The sequence below is a fragment of the Pseudarthrobacter sp. NPDC058362 genome, assembly GCF_042723515.1.
In the GTDB taxonomy this organism is placed as follows: domain Bacteria; phylum Actinomycetota; class Actinomycetes; order Actinomycetales; family Micrococcaceae; genus Arthrobacter.
Genome location: NZ_JBHXIW010000001.1, coordinates 12,962 through 29,550, shown reverse-complemented (window position 1 = coordinate 29,550; position 16,589 = coordinate 12,962). Strand labels below are relative to the sequence as shown.

The 16,589-nt window shown below is 64.0% G+C and carries 12 protein-coding genes; 3 read left to right on the top strand and 9 right to left on the bottom strand.

Features of this window, described 5'->3' with window-relative positions; translation table 11 throughout:
- Nucleotides 1–9 precede the first annotated feature (9 nt).
- Together ACFWIX_RS00110 and ACFWIX_RS00105 are read right to left on the bottom strand one after the other, a co-directional pair.
- The gene (locus tag ACFWIX_RS00110) at nucleotides 10–3,528 is read right to left on the bottom strand and encodes a bifunctional proline dehydrogenase/L-glutamate gamma-semialdehyde dehydrogenase (RefSeq protein ID WP_377214080.1); all 3,519 of its coding nucleotides are present in this window, start codon (nucleotides 3,526–3,528) and stop codon (nucleotides 10–12) included.
- Between the two features lie 361 nt (nucleotides 3,529–3,889).
- Nucleotides 3,890–5,353 carry an amino acid permease gene (locus ACFWIX_RS00105; RefSeq protein ID WP_377214079.1) on the bottom strand — a complete coding sequence of 488 codons (1,464 nt, stop codon included), beginning with the start codon at nucleotides 5,351–5,353 and terminating at the stop codon, nucleotides 3,890–3,892.
- 145 nt (nucleotides 5,354–5,498) lie between these two features.
- Here ACFWIX_RS00105 and ACFWIX_RS00100 point away from each other — a divergent pair, with 145 nt between their 5' ends.
- The 3 genes from ACFWIX_RS00100 (at nucleotide 5,499) to ACFWIX_RS00090 (ending at nucleotide 7,933) form a co-directional block, all read left to right on the top strand.
- On the top strand, nucleotides 5,499–6,410 hold the full coding sequence (locus ACFWIX_RS00100; protein WP_377214078.1) for a LysR substrate-binding domain-containing protein: 912 nt from the start codon (nucleotides 5,499–5,501) through the stop codon (nucleotides 6,408–6,410).
- Nucleotides 6,411–6,529: 119 nt separating this feature from the next.
- Nucleotides 6,530–6,955 (top strand): aspartate 1-decarboxylase, encoded by a 426-nt coding sequence (panD, locus tag ACFWIX_RS00095; RefSeq protein ID WP_377214077.1) that lies wholly within the window; start codon nucleotides 6,530–6,532, stop codon nucleotides 6,953–6,955.
- Between the two features lie 51 nt (nucleotides 6,956–7,006).
- Entirely contained in the window at nucleotides 7,007–7,933 is a 927-nt protein-coding gene (locus ACFWIX_RS00090) for an AEC family transporter (RefSeq protein WP_377214076.1), read from the top strand.
- A 24-nt stretch (nucleotides 7,934–7,957) separates the two neighbouring features.
- On the opposite strand, the gene ACFWIX_RS00085 is transcribed toward ACFWIX_RS00090, so the two are convergent.
- The 7 genes from ACFWIX_RS00085 to ACFWIX_RS00055 all read right to left on the bottom strand — a co-directional run bounded on the left by ACFWIX_RS00085 (nucleotide 7,958) and on the right by ACFWIX_RS00055 (nucleotide 16,473).
- Nucleotides 7,958–9,022: a hypothetical protein gene (locus tag ACFWIX_RS00085; protein WP_377214075.1), complete on the bottom strand. Its 1,065-nt coding sequence runs from the start codon at nucleotides 9,020–9,022 to the stop codon at nucleotides 7,958–7,960.
- A gap of 63 nt (nucleotides 9,023–9,085) precedes the next feature.
- Nucleotides 9,086–11,176 (bottom strand): hypothetical protein, encoded by a 2,091-nt coding sequence (locus ACFWIX_RS00080; protein ID WP_377214074.1) that lies wholly within the window; start codon nucleotides 11,174–11,176, stop codon nucleotides 9,086–9,088.
- A gap of 4 nt (nucleotides 11,177–11,180) precedes the next feature.
- Complete coding sequence (locus ACFWIX_RS00075; RefSeq protein ID WP_377214073.1) at nucleotides 11,181–12,254, bottom strand: glycosidase; 1,074 nt, start codon at nucleotides 12,252–12,254, stop codon at nucleotides 11,181–11,183.
- 3 nt (nucleotides 12,255–12,257) lie between these two features.
- A complete protein-coding gene (locus ACFWIX_RS00070) occupies nucleotides 12,258–13,130 on the bottom strand; it encodes a carbohydrate ABC transporter permease (protein ID WP_377214072.1) in 873 nt (290 codons plus the stop codon).
- 1 nt (nucleotide 13,131) lies between these two features.
- On the bottom strand, nucleotides 13,132–14,091 hold the full coding sequence (locus ACFWIX_RS00065) for a carbohydrate ABC transporter permease (RefSeq protein WP_377214071.1): 960 nt from the start codon (nucleotides 14,089–14,091) through the stop codon (nucleotides 13,132–13,134).
- Nucleotides 14,092–14,102: 11 nt separating this feature from the next.
- Nucleotides 14,103–15,407: an extracellular solute-binding protein gene (locus tag ACFWIX_RS00060; protein ID WP_377214070.1), complete on the bottom strand. Its 1,305-nt coding sequence runs from the start codon at nucleotides 15,405–15,407 to the stop codon at nucleotides 14,103–14,105.
- Between the two features lie 16 nt (nucleotides 15,408–15,423).
- Nucleotides 15,424–16,473, bottom strand: a complete 1,050-nt coding sequence (locus ACFWIX_RS00055; RefSeq protein ID WP_377214069.1) for a LacI family DNA-binding transcriptional regulator — start codon at nucleotides 16,471–16,473, stop codon at nucleotides 15,424–15,426.
- Nucleotides 16,474–16,589 lie beyond the last annotated feature (116 nt).

Genomic DNA, 16,589 nt, shown 5'->3' with positions numbered 1-16,589 from the left:
TGTTTTTGGCTAAATCAGCGCGTCCGACAGGTGGTTCGGGGTGCCGAACCGGTGGGCGGTGATGCTGACGGCCTGTTCGTGCAGGAACGGCAGCAGCTCCACGCGCCCGGACTCGGTGACCGGGTGGGCGTACACGGCCAGGTCCGGACGGCCATCCGTGGCCTCCGCCAGCGCCGCCGCGTCGCCGCCGATGAGGCGGATGCGCGCTCCCGAGAGCTTGCCCGCCACGGCGAGCCGGGCTGCGGATGCCAGCCATTCGGCGTCGGACTCCACCGTGGTGCTGACGTCCAGGCCGGTGAGCACGGCGCGCACCTGGGCGGGAAGTTCGACGGCGGTGCTCACCGTCAGCGCGGAGCCTGCCAGGATCCCGGCTGCCGCAGTCCGGACCAGGTGCGCCAGCGGCTCGCCTTCGGAGAGTCGGATGGTGACCGGCAGGTTGCGGTAGCGGAAAATATTGCGTTCGGCGCTCAGGCCGGAGACGTCCTTGGCGGTACCGAACTCTTCGGCCCAGGCCGCGGCGTCGGAGGCCAGCGCACGCTGCACCGACTCGAGTTCGGCAGTCTCCAGCGCGGGACCTGAGGCGTTGAGCAGGCGCCGTACGCCGGGGTTGGTAACCTCGGCCCTGGCCGTGCTCTCCGCGGAAACCCAGTCGCCCAGGCCAGCCAGATAGTTGGGTCCGCCGGCTTTGGTGCCCGCACCGACAGCGGACTTCTTCCAGCCACCGAACGGCTGGCGCTGCACGATCGCACCGGTGATGCCGCGGTTCACGTAGAGGTTGCCCGCCTGGATGGAGTCCAGCCAGATCCCGAGTTCCTCAGAGTTGAGGGAGTGCAGGCCTGCGGTAAGGCCGTACTCGACCTGGTTCTGGATGGCAATCGCCTCTTCCAGGGTCTCTGCCGTCATGACGCCCAGGACCGGCCCAAAGAACTCGGTGAGGTGGAAGTAGGAACCACGCTTGACGCCGTAGCGCACCCCAGGGCTCCACAGCCTGCCGCTGTTGTCCAGCTGCTTGGGCTCAACGGCCCACGTTTCGCCCTCGCCCAGGGTGGTGAGCGCGTTCAGCAGCTTGCCGCCGGCGGGCTCGATGATGGGGCCCATCTGGCTGGTGGGGTCCTCAGGGTAGCCCACCTTGAGCGAGGTGACGGCGTCGATCAGCTGGTTGTGGAAACGCCTGGACTTGGCCACGGAGCCCACCAGGATCACCAGTGAGGCCGCTGAGCACTTCTGGCCGGCGTGGCCGAACGCGGAGTAGGCCACGTCCTTGGCCGCCAGGTCCAGGTCCGCGCTGGGGGTGACGATGATGGCGTTCTTCCCGCTGGTTTCGGCCAGCAGCGGCAGGTCCCTGCGGAACGAACGGAACAGTTCGGCAGTCTCGTAGCCGCCGGTGAGGATCACGCGGTCCACCGCCGGGTGGCTGATGAGCTGCTTGCCGAGCTCACGTTCCCCCAGCTGCACCATGGTCAGCACGTCCTTGGGGACGCCTGCTTCCCACAGCGCCTCCACCATCACGGCGCCGCTGCGTGCGGCCTGCTTGGCAGGCTTAATCACGACGGCGGACCCCGCCGCGAGTGCCGCCAGTGCGGAACCTGCCGGAATGGCGACCGGGAAGTTCCAGGGCGGGGTCACGACGGTGAGCTTCGCCGGAACGTACGTGGCGCCGTCGACCGCGTCCAACCTGCGCGCCGATTCGGCGTAGTAGTGGGCAAAGTCCACTGCCTCGCTGACCTCGGGGTCGCCCTGGTCGATGGTCTTGCCCGTTTCGCTGGCCATGACTTCAAGGAGGTCGGCACGGCGGGCCTCGAGGATGTCACCGGCGCGGTGCAGGATCTCGGCGCGCTCATTGCCCGAAAGTTCACCCCAGGCCTTGCCCTTTTCGACGGCGGTCTGGATGGCGGCATTGAGCGTGGCTTCGTCGTTGATGAAGGCGGCTTTGACCGAGGCGTTGCCCAGCGTGGAAGTGGGAACGCGTTCCAGGATGGCCCGGCCCCAGTCCCGGTTGGCCGGCAGTGCGGGGTCCGTGTCGGGCGTGTTCTCGAAGCTGTCATGCGGCATCGGGACCGGCGGGAGGTTGCGGTTCTGCTGGCGGTTGGCCGGCGGCACGCTGTTGTCCAGGGCTTCCAGGGAGGACAGGAAGCGTTGCTTTTCGCGTTCGAACAGGGCTTCGTTTTCGCTCAGCTCGAAGACCGCTGACATGAAGTTGTCCTGGCTGGCGCCCTCTTCCAGACGGCGGATCAGGTAGGCGATGGCCACATCGAACTCGGACGGGTGGACTACGGGGGTGTAGAGCAGCAGCGAGCCGACATCCTTCTTGACGGCCTCGGCCTGGCCCTGCGCCATGCCGAGCAGCATCTCGAATTCGATGCCGGACTCTACGCCGCGTTGCTTGGCCAAGAGCCAGGCGAAGGCGATGTCGAACAGGTTGTGGCCGGCCACGCCGATGCGGATGTTCTTGATCCGCTCGGGGTGCAGCGAGTAGTTGATGACGCTCTTGTAGCTGGTGTCGGAGTCCTGCTTGGTTCCCCAGGTTGCCAGCGGCCAGTCGTGAAGGGAGGATTCCACCTGCTCCATGGGCAGGTTGGCGCCCTTGACCACGCGGACCTTGATGGCGGCACCGCCGTTGGCGCGGCGCTCAGCGGCCCAGTCCTGGAGGCGGATCATCGCGGACAGCGCGTCCGGGAGGTAGGCCTGGAGCACGATGCCGGCCTCGAGGTTCTTGAACTCGGGCTTGTCCAGGATCCGGGTGAAGACCGCGATGGTCATGTCCAGGTCCTTGTACTCCTCCATGTCCAGGTTGATGAACTTGGCCCTGCCGCCGGTGGTGCTGCCGGGCCGGGCGAAGGAATTGGCGCGCTGGAACAGCGGGGTGAGCTTGTCGACGACGTGCTCCACGGCTTCGTCGAAGGCCCAGGCGGAGTGCGGGGCAACGGTGGAGGAGACCTTGATGGACACGTAGTCCACGTCCGGGCGGGCCAGCAGGGTGTGCGTGCCCTCGAGCCGGCGGGAGGCCTCGTGTTCACCGAGGACGGCCTCGCCAAGAAGGTTGACGTTGAGCTTGATGCCGTCCTTCTTGATCTTGGCGATGGCCGGGCCGAGCTTGGCGTCGGTGGCGTCCACGATCAGGTGGCCCACCATTTCGCGCAGGACTTTGCGGGCTACCGGGATGACCACCTGCGGGAGGACGGGCGCCATAGTGCCACCGAGGGCGACGGCGCTGCGCATGTACCAGGGCAGGAAGGCCGGAACCTTGGGGGCCAGTTTGGCGAGGTTGCGGGCGGCGACGTTCAGGTCTTCGGGGCGGACCACGCCGTCCACGAAGCCGACGGTGAACTCGAGGCCGTTCGGGTCCTTGAGGACGCCGGCGAGCTGCTGTGCCGAGGCGTCCACGGGAACCCTCGAGGCCTCGGTCAGCCAGCGGCGGACCAGTGCGACAGCGTCAGCGGCGAGCGCTTTGGCCTGGGGGACATCGACGTCGACAGTCCGCGGCGCGGTGCCGCCGGCGACTGCAGGTTCGATAGCAACGTGGGTCATGGTTTTCCCGTTCTTTCCTGTGGATCTAGGAGGTCTTTCCATCAGTATGAGCCGGGATTCACATAAGATAAAGCGATCTTTTCTAAGCAATACAGATTAGAAAACCCAATGATTCCGCGGCGACCCTCTCTCACCTAATGCAACAAAAGCAGGGACGCTCTCCCACTTGATGCCGAAAAACCGGAAACGCTCTCTCACCGCCTATTTGGGGTGAGAGAGCGTCCGGGTCTACCTGACGTTAAGTGAGAGAGCGCCCGGGCGTAACCGACGTTAAGTGAGAGAGCGTCCGGGTCTACCTGACGTTAAGTGAGAGAGCGCCCGGGCGTAACCGACGTTAAGTGAGAGAGCGTCCGGGGCGGGTTTACGGAAGCGGGCGGTGCATCTCCACGATCTCCTCGTGCCGCGGGCTGTTGGGGTTCATCAGCGAGTTGCGGCGGCCGTAGAAGAAGTAGATGGCCAGGCCGATAACCAGCCACACGCCGAAGCGCACCCAGGTCTCCCAGTGGAGCTGCAGCATCAGGAACGCCGAGGCCACCACACCGAATGCCGGTACCAGCGGCATCAGCGGCAGGCGGAAGGTGCGCGGCGCGTCGGGCCGCTTGTAGCGGAAGATGATCACCGAGAGGCAGACGACGACGAACGCCGCCAGGATGCCGATGTTGGTCAGATCGGCCACTTCCTTGATGGGGAAAACGCCGGCCAGGAAGGCGGACGCGATGCCGGCGATCCAGGTGACGCGCTGCGGAGTGCCGTGGTGATCGGTCTTCGCGAACCAGCCGGGCAGCAGGCCATCCCGGCTCATGGCGAACCAAACGCGGGTGACGCCCAGCAGGAAGGTGAGCATTACGGTGAGGATGGACAGCACCGCGAACACGGAGATGATCGTGGCAATGACGGGGAGTCCCACGGAAGTGAATGCGGATGCGAAGCCCGCCTTGGGGTCGATCTCGCTGTAGTTCTGCATGCCGGTCAGCACCAACGTTGCGGCAACGTACAGCAGCATGGCCACAATCAGCGACAGGATGATGGCCTTGGGCATGTGCTTCTTGCCGTCGGTGGCTTCCTCAGCCGCGGTGCTCATGGCGTCGTAACCGAACACGGCGAAGAAGACGGTCGCAGCACCGGCCAGGACGGGACCGAACCCGCTGGGCATGAACGGGTTGTAGTTGTTGGTGTCGATGTAGAAGACGCCCAGCCCGATGATGAAGAGGATCAGCACCACCTTGATGGCAACGGCCACCAGTTCGAACCGACCAAAGGCCTTGGTGCCGCGGGACAGGATCCAGGTGACCAAGAGGCAGACCAGGATGGCAGGGATGTTGACGATGCCGCCTTTGCCCTCATCCGCCGTCGAGGTCATCCAGAGTGGCATGTGGATCCCGATGCCCGAGAGGAAGGCGTCGAAGTAACCCGAAATGCCAATGGCCACCACGGCCACGATGGCGATGTACTCCAGCAGCAGGTCCCAGCCGATGAACCAGCCGATGATCTCGCCAAGCGCCACGTATCCGTAGGTATAGGCGGAACCGGCGCGCGGAATCATGCCTGCAAACTCGGCGTAGGACAACGCCGCGGCTGCCGAGGCGAGACCTGCGATCAGGAAGGAGAACAGCACGGCCGGTCCCACGCCGGGGTTGCCCTCACTGCCCGCAGCGACCAGGCCGGCCAGCGAGAAGATGCCGACGCCGATGATGCCGCCAACGCCGATCGCCGTGAGCTGCCAGAGCCCCAGGGATTTGAAGAGACCGCTGTGCTTGTTCTCTTCCTCGATGTCGTCGATCGGCTTGCGCCGCATGACTGATTGGGACATGTCTCTGCTGCTCATCAGGAACTCCTGCTCGTGCGTGCCTGCCGCGGCGCGGGACGGCTGCGGCAGGGGTAACTCGGTTCCAACAGTATGCAAGCGCCGTTGCATTAGATAAAGTGACTCCTCCTAATCTATATTCGTTAGCTTTGGTAAGGATTCCTTGATGCTTGATGTCCGCCGGCTCCGCCTCCTCCGCGAACTGAGCATCCGGGGGACGCTTGCCGAGGTGGCTGAGGCACTCCAGTACAGCCCGTCGTCGGTTTCGCAGCAGCTCGCCCTTCTGGAGAAGGAGGTGGGCGTCGAACTGCTCCGGAAGACGGGCCGGCGCGTGCAGCTCACGCCGCAGGCGGAGGTGCTCGTGGCGCACACCGCGCAGCTGCTGCAGACCATGGAACAGGCGGAAGCGGACCTCGCCGCGTCACTCACCACCGTCACGGGCACGGTGAAGATCGCGGTGTTTCAGTCGGCCGCACTTGCGCTGATGCCGGAGACGCTGACGCGGATGACCTTGGAGTACCCCGAGGTGCGGATCGAGATGATCCAGCGCGAGCCGGAGACCGCCCTCCACGAAACGTGGGCGCGCGACTTTGACCTGGTGATCGCCGAGCAGTACCCCGGCCACGCCGCCCCGCGATATCCGGAGCTGGACCGCGTCAAGCTCACCACGGACGCCATCCGCCTCGCTGTTCCCGCGTCCGACGGCGGCGCACAGATCCGCGCGATCGAGGACACCGCGGAACTCCCGTGGGTCATGGAACCGCGGGGTGCCGCATCACGCCACTGGGCGGAACAGGCCTGCCGCAGCGCCGGGTTCGAGCCGGACGTGCGGTTTGAGACGGCTGACCTGCAGGCGCAGATCCGCCTCATCGAGTCCGGAAACGCCGTGGCCCTGATGCCGGACCTGGTCTGGACCGGCCGCGGCACGACGGCCCGGCTCCTGGAGCTTCCCGGCAAGCCGCACCGGACGATCTTCACGTCCGTGCGCCGCTCCAGCGCCAAGCGGCCGGCGATCCTGGCCGCCCGGGAAACCCTGGCCGCGGCCGCCGAAGCTGTGGCGGGGCACGCCGCCGGGTGAGCGCCGTCGTCGTACGCTCCCGGCTGTCAGGCACCCCCTCGGTGCGCAGGGGCCGCTGCTGCGTCACTGTTCCGTGCGTCACTGCGCCCGCCCGCCCGCCGGGCTAAACTGATGCAGTTATGAATCGAACAATGTTCAAATCAAAAATCCACCGGGCCACTGTCACGCACGCTGACCTGCACTACGTAGGTTCGGTCACCGTTGACCTGGACCTGCTGGAGGCTGCCGACATCCTGCCCGGCGAGCTTGTCTCGATTGTGGACATCACCAACGGTTCACGCCTGGAGACCTACACGATCGCCGGCGAGCGCGGCTCCGGCGTCATCGGCATCAACGGCGCAGCCGCGCACCTGATGCACGAGAACGACCTCGTCATTCTGATCACCTATGCGCAGATGACCACCGAGGAAGCGAACGCGTACCAGCCCAAGGTGGTTCATGTGGACCGGGACAACAAGATCGTCCAGTTGGGCAGCGACCCCGCCGAGGGTCTGACCCCCGATATGCTACGCCCGCCGCACGCCCTCAACAACGCGGCCCTGTAACCGGAGAGTGAACCCCGGTACGGCGTTCCGCCGCACCCTCGCGGGTGATCCTTGCTAGGCGTCCTGGCCGGATTCTTCGTGGTGTGGTCCATCATCATGGTGGGCTGGTTCGTGGGCCGGAACCGCGTCCTGGGAGAGAACGCACGGCCCGTCCTCAGCGCGCTCACGTTTTTTGTGGCCAGCCCTGCGCTGCTGTTTGAAACCCTCAGCGAGGCCCGTCTCGAGGACGTCTTCGCCGAGCCGCTCCTGGTGACGGCGGTGGCTGCGGTGACCAGCGCGGCGATCTACTTCTCCGTAGTGAAGTTCTGGTTCAAGCGCACGCTGCCTGAATCGCTGATGTCCTCCATGGCTGCGTCGCTGGCCAACTCCGCAAACCTGGGTATTCCGATCGCGGTATATGTCCTGGGGGACGCAAGCTACGTCGCACCCCTCCTGATCTTCCAGCTCGCCTTCTTCACTCCGCTGTTCCTGATGCTGCTGGATTCAAGCACCAGCAGCCACCGCACCACTCCCCTGGGCTTCGTGGTGATGATCCTGCGGAATCCCATGATTGTCGGATCAGCGCTGGGGCTCATCGTGGCAGGCACCGGGTGGGACGTTCCCGCGCTGGTGATGGAGCCGATCCACCTGATCGGCGGCGCAGCGATCCCGGCCATGCTGATCGCTTTCGGGATGAGCCTGCACGGCACCCGGCCCCTCCAGGCCTCCACCGCCCGGCGGGCGGACACCCTCCTGGCCACGCTGTTCAAGCTGGGCATCCAGCCGGCGCTTGCCTACCTGTTTGCCCGCTTCGGCCTGGGCATGGACGGCCAGGCGCTCTTCGCCGTCGTGGTCACGTCCTCCCTGCCCACGGCTCAGAACGTTTTCGTCGCCGCTAGCCGGTACAACACGGGCCTGACCGTGGCCAAGGACACGGTGCTGATCACCACTATCGTGGCGGTGCCGGCGATGATCGGTGTGGCGCTGCTGCTGACGTGACGCGGCCGGGTCCCGCTACGGACGCTAGCGTTGATCGGCGCGATAGAAGTACATCTCCCTGGACCCCTTGGGAGCATCCCAGCCTTGGGCAAACATCCAGCTGCCCTCGAATTTGAGCAGCCCTCCCCAGGCAAGGGATCCGCCCTCGTTGATCGCTTTCTGTGTGAAGGGCTGGTCGATGGAATACAGCGCCTGCGCCGCGGCAAAATCGCCGTTGGCGTCGGCGTAGAAAAAATCCAGAACCAGCTCGGTCCGCTCCCCTTCATTGACGATGGCGCAGGCCACCTCGTGCAATGAGCCGTCCAGCGGTTCAAGGTCCAGGTAGTCCTGCGGCTCAAATGTCCAGTTCACCAGATCGGAGGACCGTCCGACGTGCGTGGTCCCACCGCAGCCTTCAGACAAATACATCAGGTAGTGCCCCCCGATCTTGACGGCTTCGCCGCGGGAGTTTCGCGGGATGACGGCCCCTTTCGCCCAGTACCGTGAAATCTCGTGGGGGACTGCCAGGCCGAGCTTTTCCCAATGGACCAGGTCATCTGAGACGGCAACGTTGATGTCGCACCCAACATCGCCCAAAGGATAGGCCTCGGACATCTGACCGGCCTGCTCATCGCTGTGGTCGATGGTCCAGATCCCGTTGTAGAACATGTAGTACCGGCCATCGGACAGGTATACCTTGGGGTCTTCGCAACCCAGGATCTCGTTGTCCAGGGTGGGGTAGATCACCGGATTGGACGGATTGTCCTGCCACCCGGTCTGGGGATCGAGGACGGCAACGCCAATGCGGCTGGAGACTGACTCCTTGCGCGGCGATGCACGGTAGAAGAGGTACAGCTTGCCGTCGTGTTCCATGATGGACGGATTGAAGATGGAATCCGCTGTCCATCCGATGCCGGTGGGGTCGTCCCAGTCCTGGACCTGTCGGAAAGTCAGGGAATCATCCTTGCGGAACGGGCCCACTGCCCACTCCGGGCGTTCGGCGTACTCGGCGGAGAACTGCTCAGTGGAGATGGCATCCGTCAGCGGATTGCTGAACGTGAGCGCCCCCTCGTAGCTGGCGAGCAGCGCCCCGGTGTTGATTTTCTGCATGGAAACTTCCTGTTCACTAATTGCCTGCTAAGCCGCCGGACCCAGGGCCCGCCGTGGTGGACATCAGCTACGGACTAACGTCACCCAGGTGAAGCCACCGGGAGCGACTGCGACGTTACTGGCCCGGGCGGTGTCGCGGTTTCCCTGCACCGGCCTGCCGGCGCTGTCATACTGCTGCTGTTCCAGCACAAACCCGGCCGGGACCTGTACCGGTTTAATGATGGTGCTCTTGGCCGCGCTGACGTAGAGGGTAGCCTCACCGCCGGAACCGTCGACCGACACGGTGGAAATCAGGGGCTGGACCAGCAGGGCATCCAGAGCCGCCTGCCCGTCCGTGCTGGCAGTGACCGAGGTCAGCCCGCCGGAAAGCGCGCGCCGCAGGGCGAAGGGGAAGAGGATGCCCGGGGCGTCGGTGATGCCCTGTGCTCCTGCACCTCCGTTCGCGGTGGTACCCAGCGGCCCCTTGGCCGAAGACCAGGTTGTGGAGCCGGAGGGTGCGAGCCTCTGGTTCACGATGGGGAAAATGTTGCTGGGCTGGTCCGCCGCAGGCATCGGGATGGTCAACGTATCCCCGGCCTTCAGCTCCACGTACGCACCTCCGGAAATGTTGGCTTCACCGGTCCAGGATGAGGGCGGCCGCACCACGGAGCCCGCTCCGGTGATGGTGCCGGTTTCGGCTTCCACCACACTCAGTCCCTTCGTTTCCTTTGTAACGCTGATCCCCATCGCTTTGGCCCGAAGTTCCGGGTCGGCATCGAGGGCCAGCATAGTGAGCAGGGCGTGGATCGTGGATTCGGCTCCGGAGTTCGGGTTCACACGGCCGTCGGGTTCGATCCCGTCGATCGTCGTACCGGTGGCGGGGTTGTAGGCGGGGGCGCCGTTGGGATTGGCACCGAAGAACCAGCCCGCCGCGATGGCGGCAAGATCCAGGAGGCCCGGAGCGCCGGCGGCTTCGGCTGTGGCCACGAGGCTTTGGACGCGTGAATCCACCCCGTAGGCGATCTGGGCCTCCCCGGGGGTGGGGCTCCATGCGTTGTTTGGTCCACCGGCGGCCAGGAGCTGCGGCATGAACTGCGCGGTGTCTTTTACCGCCGCTGTCAACAGATCATCCCTGTCCAGGACCGAGGATGCTGTGGCCACGGCTGCCGGAGCCATACCACCCCACGCGTGCCAGAGGCTCTGGGATTTGTTCCAGGGCATGATGGCGCCAAACGGCCATTCGGTGGCCGAGCCGGAGGACATCGCGGCCACGCCCTCGCTCAATTGGGTCAGTGCCGTGGTGGCTGCCTCATCGGAAGGAACCGTCTCAACGTAGGCGGCCAAGCCCAATACCGCCTCGGCCGAGGCATCCGCGCCGCCGGCAATAAGCCAGGCCGGGACCTGGACGCCATCGGCAGTGTCGAACGTTCCATATTTGGAGAGGGACTGGCGGTTCAGTGCGCCCAACGCGAGGTGCAGGCGCTCCTGCAGGAAGGCGGCGAACCCGGGGTCCGCCCCTTCGAACGCCGCATAACCTTCGCCGAGTGCCCATACGGTGCGGGCCAACCAGTAGGATTCGGCCGAGTCGGACGGATCCGGCAATTCAACCGGGATGGCGCTCGGGTTCAGGCTCCCGTCAGCCTGTTGCCAGAGGACCACGTTGCCGGCGTTCGGGCCGTCCACCGTCTGCAGGTAGGTCAGCGCACGCAGCGTCTGGAAGGCATGCTCCTTGCTGGCCGGGTCCCCCGTCTGTTGCCAGTGCCGCAGGTACACAACGGCGGCGCGGGAGATATCGTCCGCATTGTAGGCGCCTTGGGTCCAGTGGCCGGTAGCCGGGTCCAGGTTCCCGCCGCCAACCCTGGTGTAAGTGCCGTCGTCGTTTCTGTCAGCGTACGTCCATGGCGCTTCGGCCGAGGGGTCCTGCTCCAGCCGGTAGGTCGTATGGCCGGGCACGGCAGGCAGGGGGACGGAGTCCAGCAAAAAGTCCAGGTGGTCAGTGTTGGCCAGTTTTCCACCGTTGGCCAGGACGGGGGCCGAGGGTGCAGTGACCGCACCGACGGTCGACGGCGGGGCAGCGGGTGCCGCCGTCGAGGCACCGGCAGGCACTGAGACGGCCAGTATGGAGGCAGCCACCGCTGCGGCGACCCGGCCCAAGGACTTGCTTTCACGGATCATGGCGCTAGATCCTTTCCAGCTTGGCGACACCGATTTTGGAGTCCGCCATGCCATAGAACACAAAGAGCTGGTCCCCGATCTTCTCAATGGCGGTGGGAAACACCACGTTGGGCACGATTCCGGAGATTTCGTCCTCGGTCTCAGGTGCCAGCAGGGGCTTGTCGCTGCGGGCAATAACCTTGGACGGGTCGTCGGCGTCCAGGATCATGGCAGCAGCCGTGTAATTCACGTTCTGCTGCTGGTCGAAGGCGGAGGCGGCCATCTTGCCGGCCACACCGTGGTGGATCAGGAGCCAGCCTTCGTCCACCCGCAAAGGCGCCGGTCCGGCGCCAATCTTAAGTTCCTCGAAGGAAAACTCACTGAGTGCCACCAGGCGGTGCTTGCCCATGTGCACCAGGTTGCTGAGATCACGCTCGACGTCAGCCACGGGCACGTAGGAGATCCAGATGCCGGGGCGGTTATCCGTGACGCCGGCGGGCAGGTGCTCGCCTTCACCGGGACGGATCCAGCCGAGGTCCCACATGGGGCGGTGCAACATGGCGTAGGAGGGGACGCCGTCTGGATCCTTCACCGGTTCCGGGAAGAAGACCGCGTCCTTGTTCGGGAAGAGGTTCAGGTCCATGGACAGATCTGCCTGGTACTCGAAGAAACAGGGGCCCAGGCGTTCCCAGTTCCGGAGGTCCTCCGAATGGGCGAATGCCAAACGCGGACCCAGCGGACCGTAGGCCACGTACGTCATCAGGTGCTTGCCCAGGGACGGAACCCAGGTGGTGCGCGGGTCTTCGGTGCCGGCGTTGTTCATGCCGCGTTCCCACCCTTCGTCCGGCGCCAGCACCACATCTTCACGTACGACGCCGCTCGGCACACCGTCATCATTGATGGTCACTTTGGCGAGGCCCACGCGGGACACGTTGCCTTTGGCCACCAGGCGGGGCAGCAAGTACAGCTCTCCGTCAGGGCCGCGGCCGCTGGCCGGATTAAGGACGCCTTCTGCTTCGAAGTCGTTACCTGGCTCGGGCGCCATGATGACGCCGGCCCGGGTGAGGGTGAAGGGGACGGTGGGAAGTGCTGAAGTCATGGATTAGCCCTTTACGCTGGAACCGATATTGGTGGAAATAAACTGTCGCTGGAAGAAGATGAAGAGTGCGATCGCGGGTGCTGCAAGTACGCAGGCCCCGGCCAGGATCGCGCCGAAGGGGTTGCCCGCCTGGCCGGCGATGTTGGAGATGAAATTGGCCAGGGATACAGCCAGTGGTTGGAGGGACTGGTCCTTCGTGACCAGGAACGGCCACAGGAATTCGTTCCACGGACCGATGAAGGTCAGCAGCACCGCGGTAACGATCGCCGGACGGACCAGCGGGATGGCAATCTGCCACAGGATCCGAAGCTCGGAGGCGCCATCAATCCTGGCAGCTTCGAACAAGGTCGAGGGCAGTTGCAGGAAATACTGGCGGAAGACGAAAACCGCAGTGGAGTTGATGGCGAAGGGCAGGATCATTCCCAGGAAACTGTCTGCCAGCCCGTAGTCGCGGACGATCATCACGTAGAGGGGAATGAGCAGCAGCTGGAACGGGACCATCTGGACCAGGAGCATCATGCCGAATACGAAGCCGCGGCCCCGGAACTGCATCTGCGCCAGGGCGTAGCCCACCAACAGGCCGAAGACCACCGTGAAGAGGATGACTCCGCCGGTGAAGATACCGGAATTGAGCAATCCCTGGAACAGGTTGATCGACCCGTTGATGGCCGCATAGTTTTTTCCGGTGATGTTGGCCGGGTTCGGGAAGGCCCCCGCCACCGACGTATCAGGAGAAGCCTGCAGCGACCCGACCAGCATGTAGTAGAAGGGGAAGAGGAATACGAACGCTCCTAGTCCCAGCAGAAGGAACCCGCCGAGGCCAAGATTACGCCGTTTCTCCACGCCCGAGTCGGGACGCAGGTTGGTAGCGGACATATCAGCTCTCCTTTCCGCCCACGAGGCGTTTCTGGATGAGGGCGATCAGAAGCACACCGAGCACCAGCACCACGCCCAGTGCGGCCGCGACGTCGGGGTTTCCCTGCAGGATCCCCTTCTGGTACATGATGAACACAGGCGAGGCAGAGGCGCCGTCCGGGCCGCCGCCACCGGTCAACAGGTAGGGCTCGGTAAACAGGTTCGCGCCGGTAATCGTGGCCAAGAGGGTGACCAGAACGCTCGCCGGACGAACGCCTGGAACGGTGATATTCCAGAACTGCACCCATTTGCTGCCGCCGTCCACGGCCGCTGATTCATAGAGTTCATCCGGAATGTTCTGCAGCGCCGCGAGGTACAACAGGATAAAGAAACCTAGCTGTTTCCACGTCACGTACAGCGCTACCGTTGGCATGGCAAGCCACGAGTTGACCAGCCAGGAGGGCGAGGGTGCCAATGGCCCCAACAGGTAATTGACCAGCCCGTGCTGTTGGAACAGGAAGAGCCAGACACCGACGACGGCGACACTCGCCGTCACGTAGGGAACGTAGTAGCTCAGGCGAAAGAAAGTCCGGAACTTCGTCACCCGGTTCAGCGCGTTTGCCAGGAGCAGGGACAATCCCACGGTGAGCGGGACGTTGATGAGCAGGAACACGCCGATGTTCAGGAATGACCGCTGGACAGCTGGGTCAGACAGGATGGTGACGTAGTTGTCCACACCCACGAAGGGCCGTTCCACCTTGACCCGCGGCGCCGTGAAGAAAAAGTCGTGGAAGGAAATGTAGACGGCGTAGCCCAAGGGAAACGCCAGGACACCCAGTACATAAATAACGTAAGGGGCACTGAACAACAGTCCCAGCGGCTGGGCACCAAGGATGCCCTTAAGCTTCCTTGGCCCCAGCCGCCCCGCCCTCGCGTGACCGGATTCCGCGACGGTGGTCCCGTCTTTAGACCGCAGCGACATAGGGGTCAGCGCTACTTTTCAGCTACCAGCTGGTTGATCTTTTCCGCAGCGTCCTTGAACGCAGCGTCAACGCTTTCGTTGCCGAAGATCACTGACTTGGCGTATGCGGTGCGGAAAGTCTGCCAGACTTCCACCGAGTTCGGGACGTTGGGAACCTCCACGGTGCGGGCGGCCTGCTCAGCGAACTGGGTGTAGGCGGGGTTCTTCTCGAAGTAGTCCGCGTAGACCGTGGTCAGGTCCTTTCGCATGGGCATCTGACCGGTCTCCGTCAGCAGCTTGCCGTCCTGCTCCTCGCTGGTGGCAAACTTCATCACCTCCCAGGCGGTGCCCTGGTTTTCGCATGCGGAGTACATTGCAACATTCTTTGCGTCGGAGAATGTGAAGGTATCAGCACCCCCGTCAGCTGCCGGGACGGGAACGGCTCCCCAGTTCAGCTTGTCCTTGTAGGCCGCGATGGCCCAGGGTCCCGCCAACGACATGGCAGCCTTTCCTTCGAGGAAGGAATCGCCCTGGTAGACCTCCTTGGACGCGAGCTTCTCGTCATAGAGGGTCTTGAACATGGCGGCAACCTGCTTTCCCTCCTCGCTGTCGAAAGTGGCCTTGCCATCCTCTACGAGCTGTTTGCCATCAGTGTTGGCGGCGTAGAAGGAGTAGAAGTCGAACCAGGCCTGGAAGAAGTCACTGGCGGGCGAGGGCCACAGGGCGTTGGGGGCAGCGCCGGAGGACACAAGCTTCCGGGCAGTTTCCAACAGCTCGTCATAGGTGCCCAGCTTGGGGTTCTCGGGGTCGAGGCCTGCTTTGGCAAAGATGTCCTTGTTGTAGAAAAGGACCACGGGGTTCGACTTCCACGGCATCTGGTAGGTGTTGCCATCGGAGGACTTGTACTGATCGGCGAGATCGCCCGTGCGGTCCTTCATGTACTGCTCGCCGTCAGGGAAATCGTTCAGCGCCACCAGGCCTCCCTGCTTTTGGAACTGGGGCACTGCCACCGGCGCGGTATTGAACACCAGGCACGGGGCGTTGCCGGCGGTGATCGCAGCTCCGATAACCTCTTCCGAGCTCTTGCCTGCAGGGATCTCCTGCGCCTCGATTTTCTCGTCCGGGTGGGCGGCGTTCCAGGATTCGACCATGGATTTGCCCCACTTCACCTCGAACTCGTTATTTGAGTACCAGATCTTGATGGGACCTTTCGCAGCAGTCACGGAATCACCGCCGCCGCTTTCCCCGCCGCCGCCCCCGCAGCCTGCGAGGCCGGCGCCCATGATGGCGATGGCTGCCAGCGAGAGTACCTGTGTTGTCTTGGTAAAGCGCTTCATTGCGTCTCCTTAATTTTTAGGGTTCTTGGGAATTCTTGGTGGGCGTTGAGGCGGGCGGTGCCGGACCGGTTGAGCGGCGGACCAGCAGTTTGGGCGCAGGCAGGTGTACGTCATCGCCGGTATGGGACCCGTTGAGCTGGTTCAGCAGAACGCTTGCGGCCTGCCGCCCCCACAACATTGGATCTGCGGAGATCGTCGTCAGTGGAGGGTTCAGGTATTGGGTGAACTCGGCGTTGTCGTAACCGGTGATCGAAAGGTCTCCGGGAATATTGATGCCCCGGGACTGCGCGTAGGACTGGCCGGATGTTGCCATCAGGTCGTTCGCGTACACGATGGCAGTGGGCGGCTGAGGCCTGTTGAGCAGTTCCGCAGTGGCCGCAGCCCCTCCGGAGGCCGTGAAATCGGACGATTCGAAGAGATCGACGTCGAGGCCGGCCCTCGCCATCGCGGATTCCCATGCCCGGCGCCGGCTCCGGCCGTGGATGTATTCCTGGCCACCACCCACATGTCCAATGCGGCTGTGTCCCAGTGCGATCAGATGCTCTACGGCTGCGGCTATGCCATCTGTGTCATCCATGCAGACTGCAGGAAACGGCGATTCCCCATCCGGCCTGTTGAGCGTCACTGCCGGCATCTTAAGTGTCTGCAGCAGCTTGATGCGCGAATCACCATGCCGCACATCCGTGAGGATCACGCCGTCCACCCGTCCGCCGTCGGAGAGTTTGCGGTAGGCACGCTCTTCGGCTCCAGGCGCCGTGGCAACGCTGAGCACCAAAGTGTAGTCATGTTCGGCAAGCGTGGATTCTATTCCGGCTATGAAGGCCGGGAAGAAGGGGTCCGTACCGAGCAGCTTCGCGTCACGGGCCACCACCAGGCCCAGGGCGTACGCTTTCGCAACGGAAAGGCCCTTTGCCCGCAGGCTGGGCTTCCACCCCAGTTCCTTGGCTACCTGCAGGATGCGCTCGCGAGTGGCGTCGCTGACTCCGGGCTGACCGTTGAGTGCATAAGAAACAGCGCCTTTGCTCACCCCGGCTGCGTGCGCAACGTCGCTGATCGTCACTGCCATCATGAGTCCTTTGCTGTTCAGACGTCAGTGATGGGCATCACTAAACCGGTTCAGTAACCTTAACTAAACCGGTTCAGTAGATGCTTGTCAATGCTTTCCGGAAGTCCCTTCTAATA

Bases quoted from the DNA above. Each gene is read 5' to 3' on its own strand.
- ACFWIX_RS00060 (WP_377214070.1), bottom strand. From the start codon at position 15,407: ATGAAGCGCTTTACCAAGACAACACAGGTACTCTCGCTGGCAGCCATC.
- ACFWIX_RS00100 (WP_377214078.1), top strand. From the start codon at position 5,499: ATGCTTGATGTCCGCCGGCTCCGCCTCCTCCGCGAACTGAGCATCCGG.
- ACFWIX_RS00070 (WP_377214072.1), bottom strand. From the start codon at position 13,130: ATGTCCGCTACCAACCTGCGTCCCGACTCGGGCGTGGAGAAACGGCGT.
- panD (WP_377214077.1), top strand. From the start codon at position 6,530: ATGAATCGAACAATGTTCAAATCAAAAATCCACCGGGCCACTGTCACG.
- ACFWIX_RS00075 (WP_377214073.1), bottom strand. From the start codon at position 12,254: ATGACTTCAGCACTTCCCACCGTCCCCTTCACCCTCACCCGGGCCGGC.
- ACFWIX_RS00065 (WP_377214071.1), bottom strand. From the start codon at position 14,091: ATGTCGCTGCGGTCTAAAGACGGGACCACCGTCGCGGAATCCGGTCAC.
- ACFWIX_RS00105 (WP_377214079.1), bottom strand. From the start codon at position 5,353: ATGAGCAGCAGAGACATGTCCCAATCAGTCATGCGGCGCAAGCCGATC.
- ACFWIX_RS00080 (WP_377214074.1), bottom strand. From the start codon at position 11,176: ATGATCCGTGAAAGCAAGTCCTTGGGCCGGGTCGCCGCAGCGGTGGCT.
- ACFWIX_RS00085 (WP_377214075.1), bottom strand. From the start codon at position 9,022: ATGCAGAAAATCAACACCGGGGCGCTGCTCGCCAGCTACGAGGGGGCG.
- ACFWIX_RS00055 (WP_377214069.1), bottom strand. From the start codon at position 16,473: ATGGCAGTGACGATCAGCGACGTTGCGCACGCAGCCGGGGTGAGCAAA.
- ACFWIX_RS00110 (WP_377214080.1), bottom strand. From the start codon at position 3,528: ATGACCCACGTTGCTATCGAACCTGCAGTCGCCGGCGGCACCGCGCCG.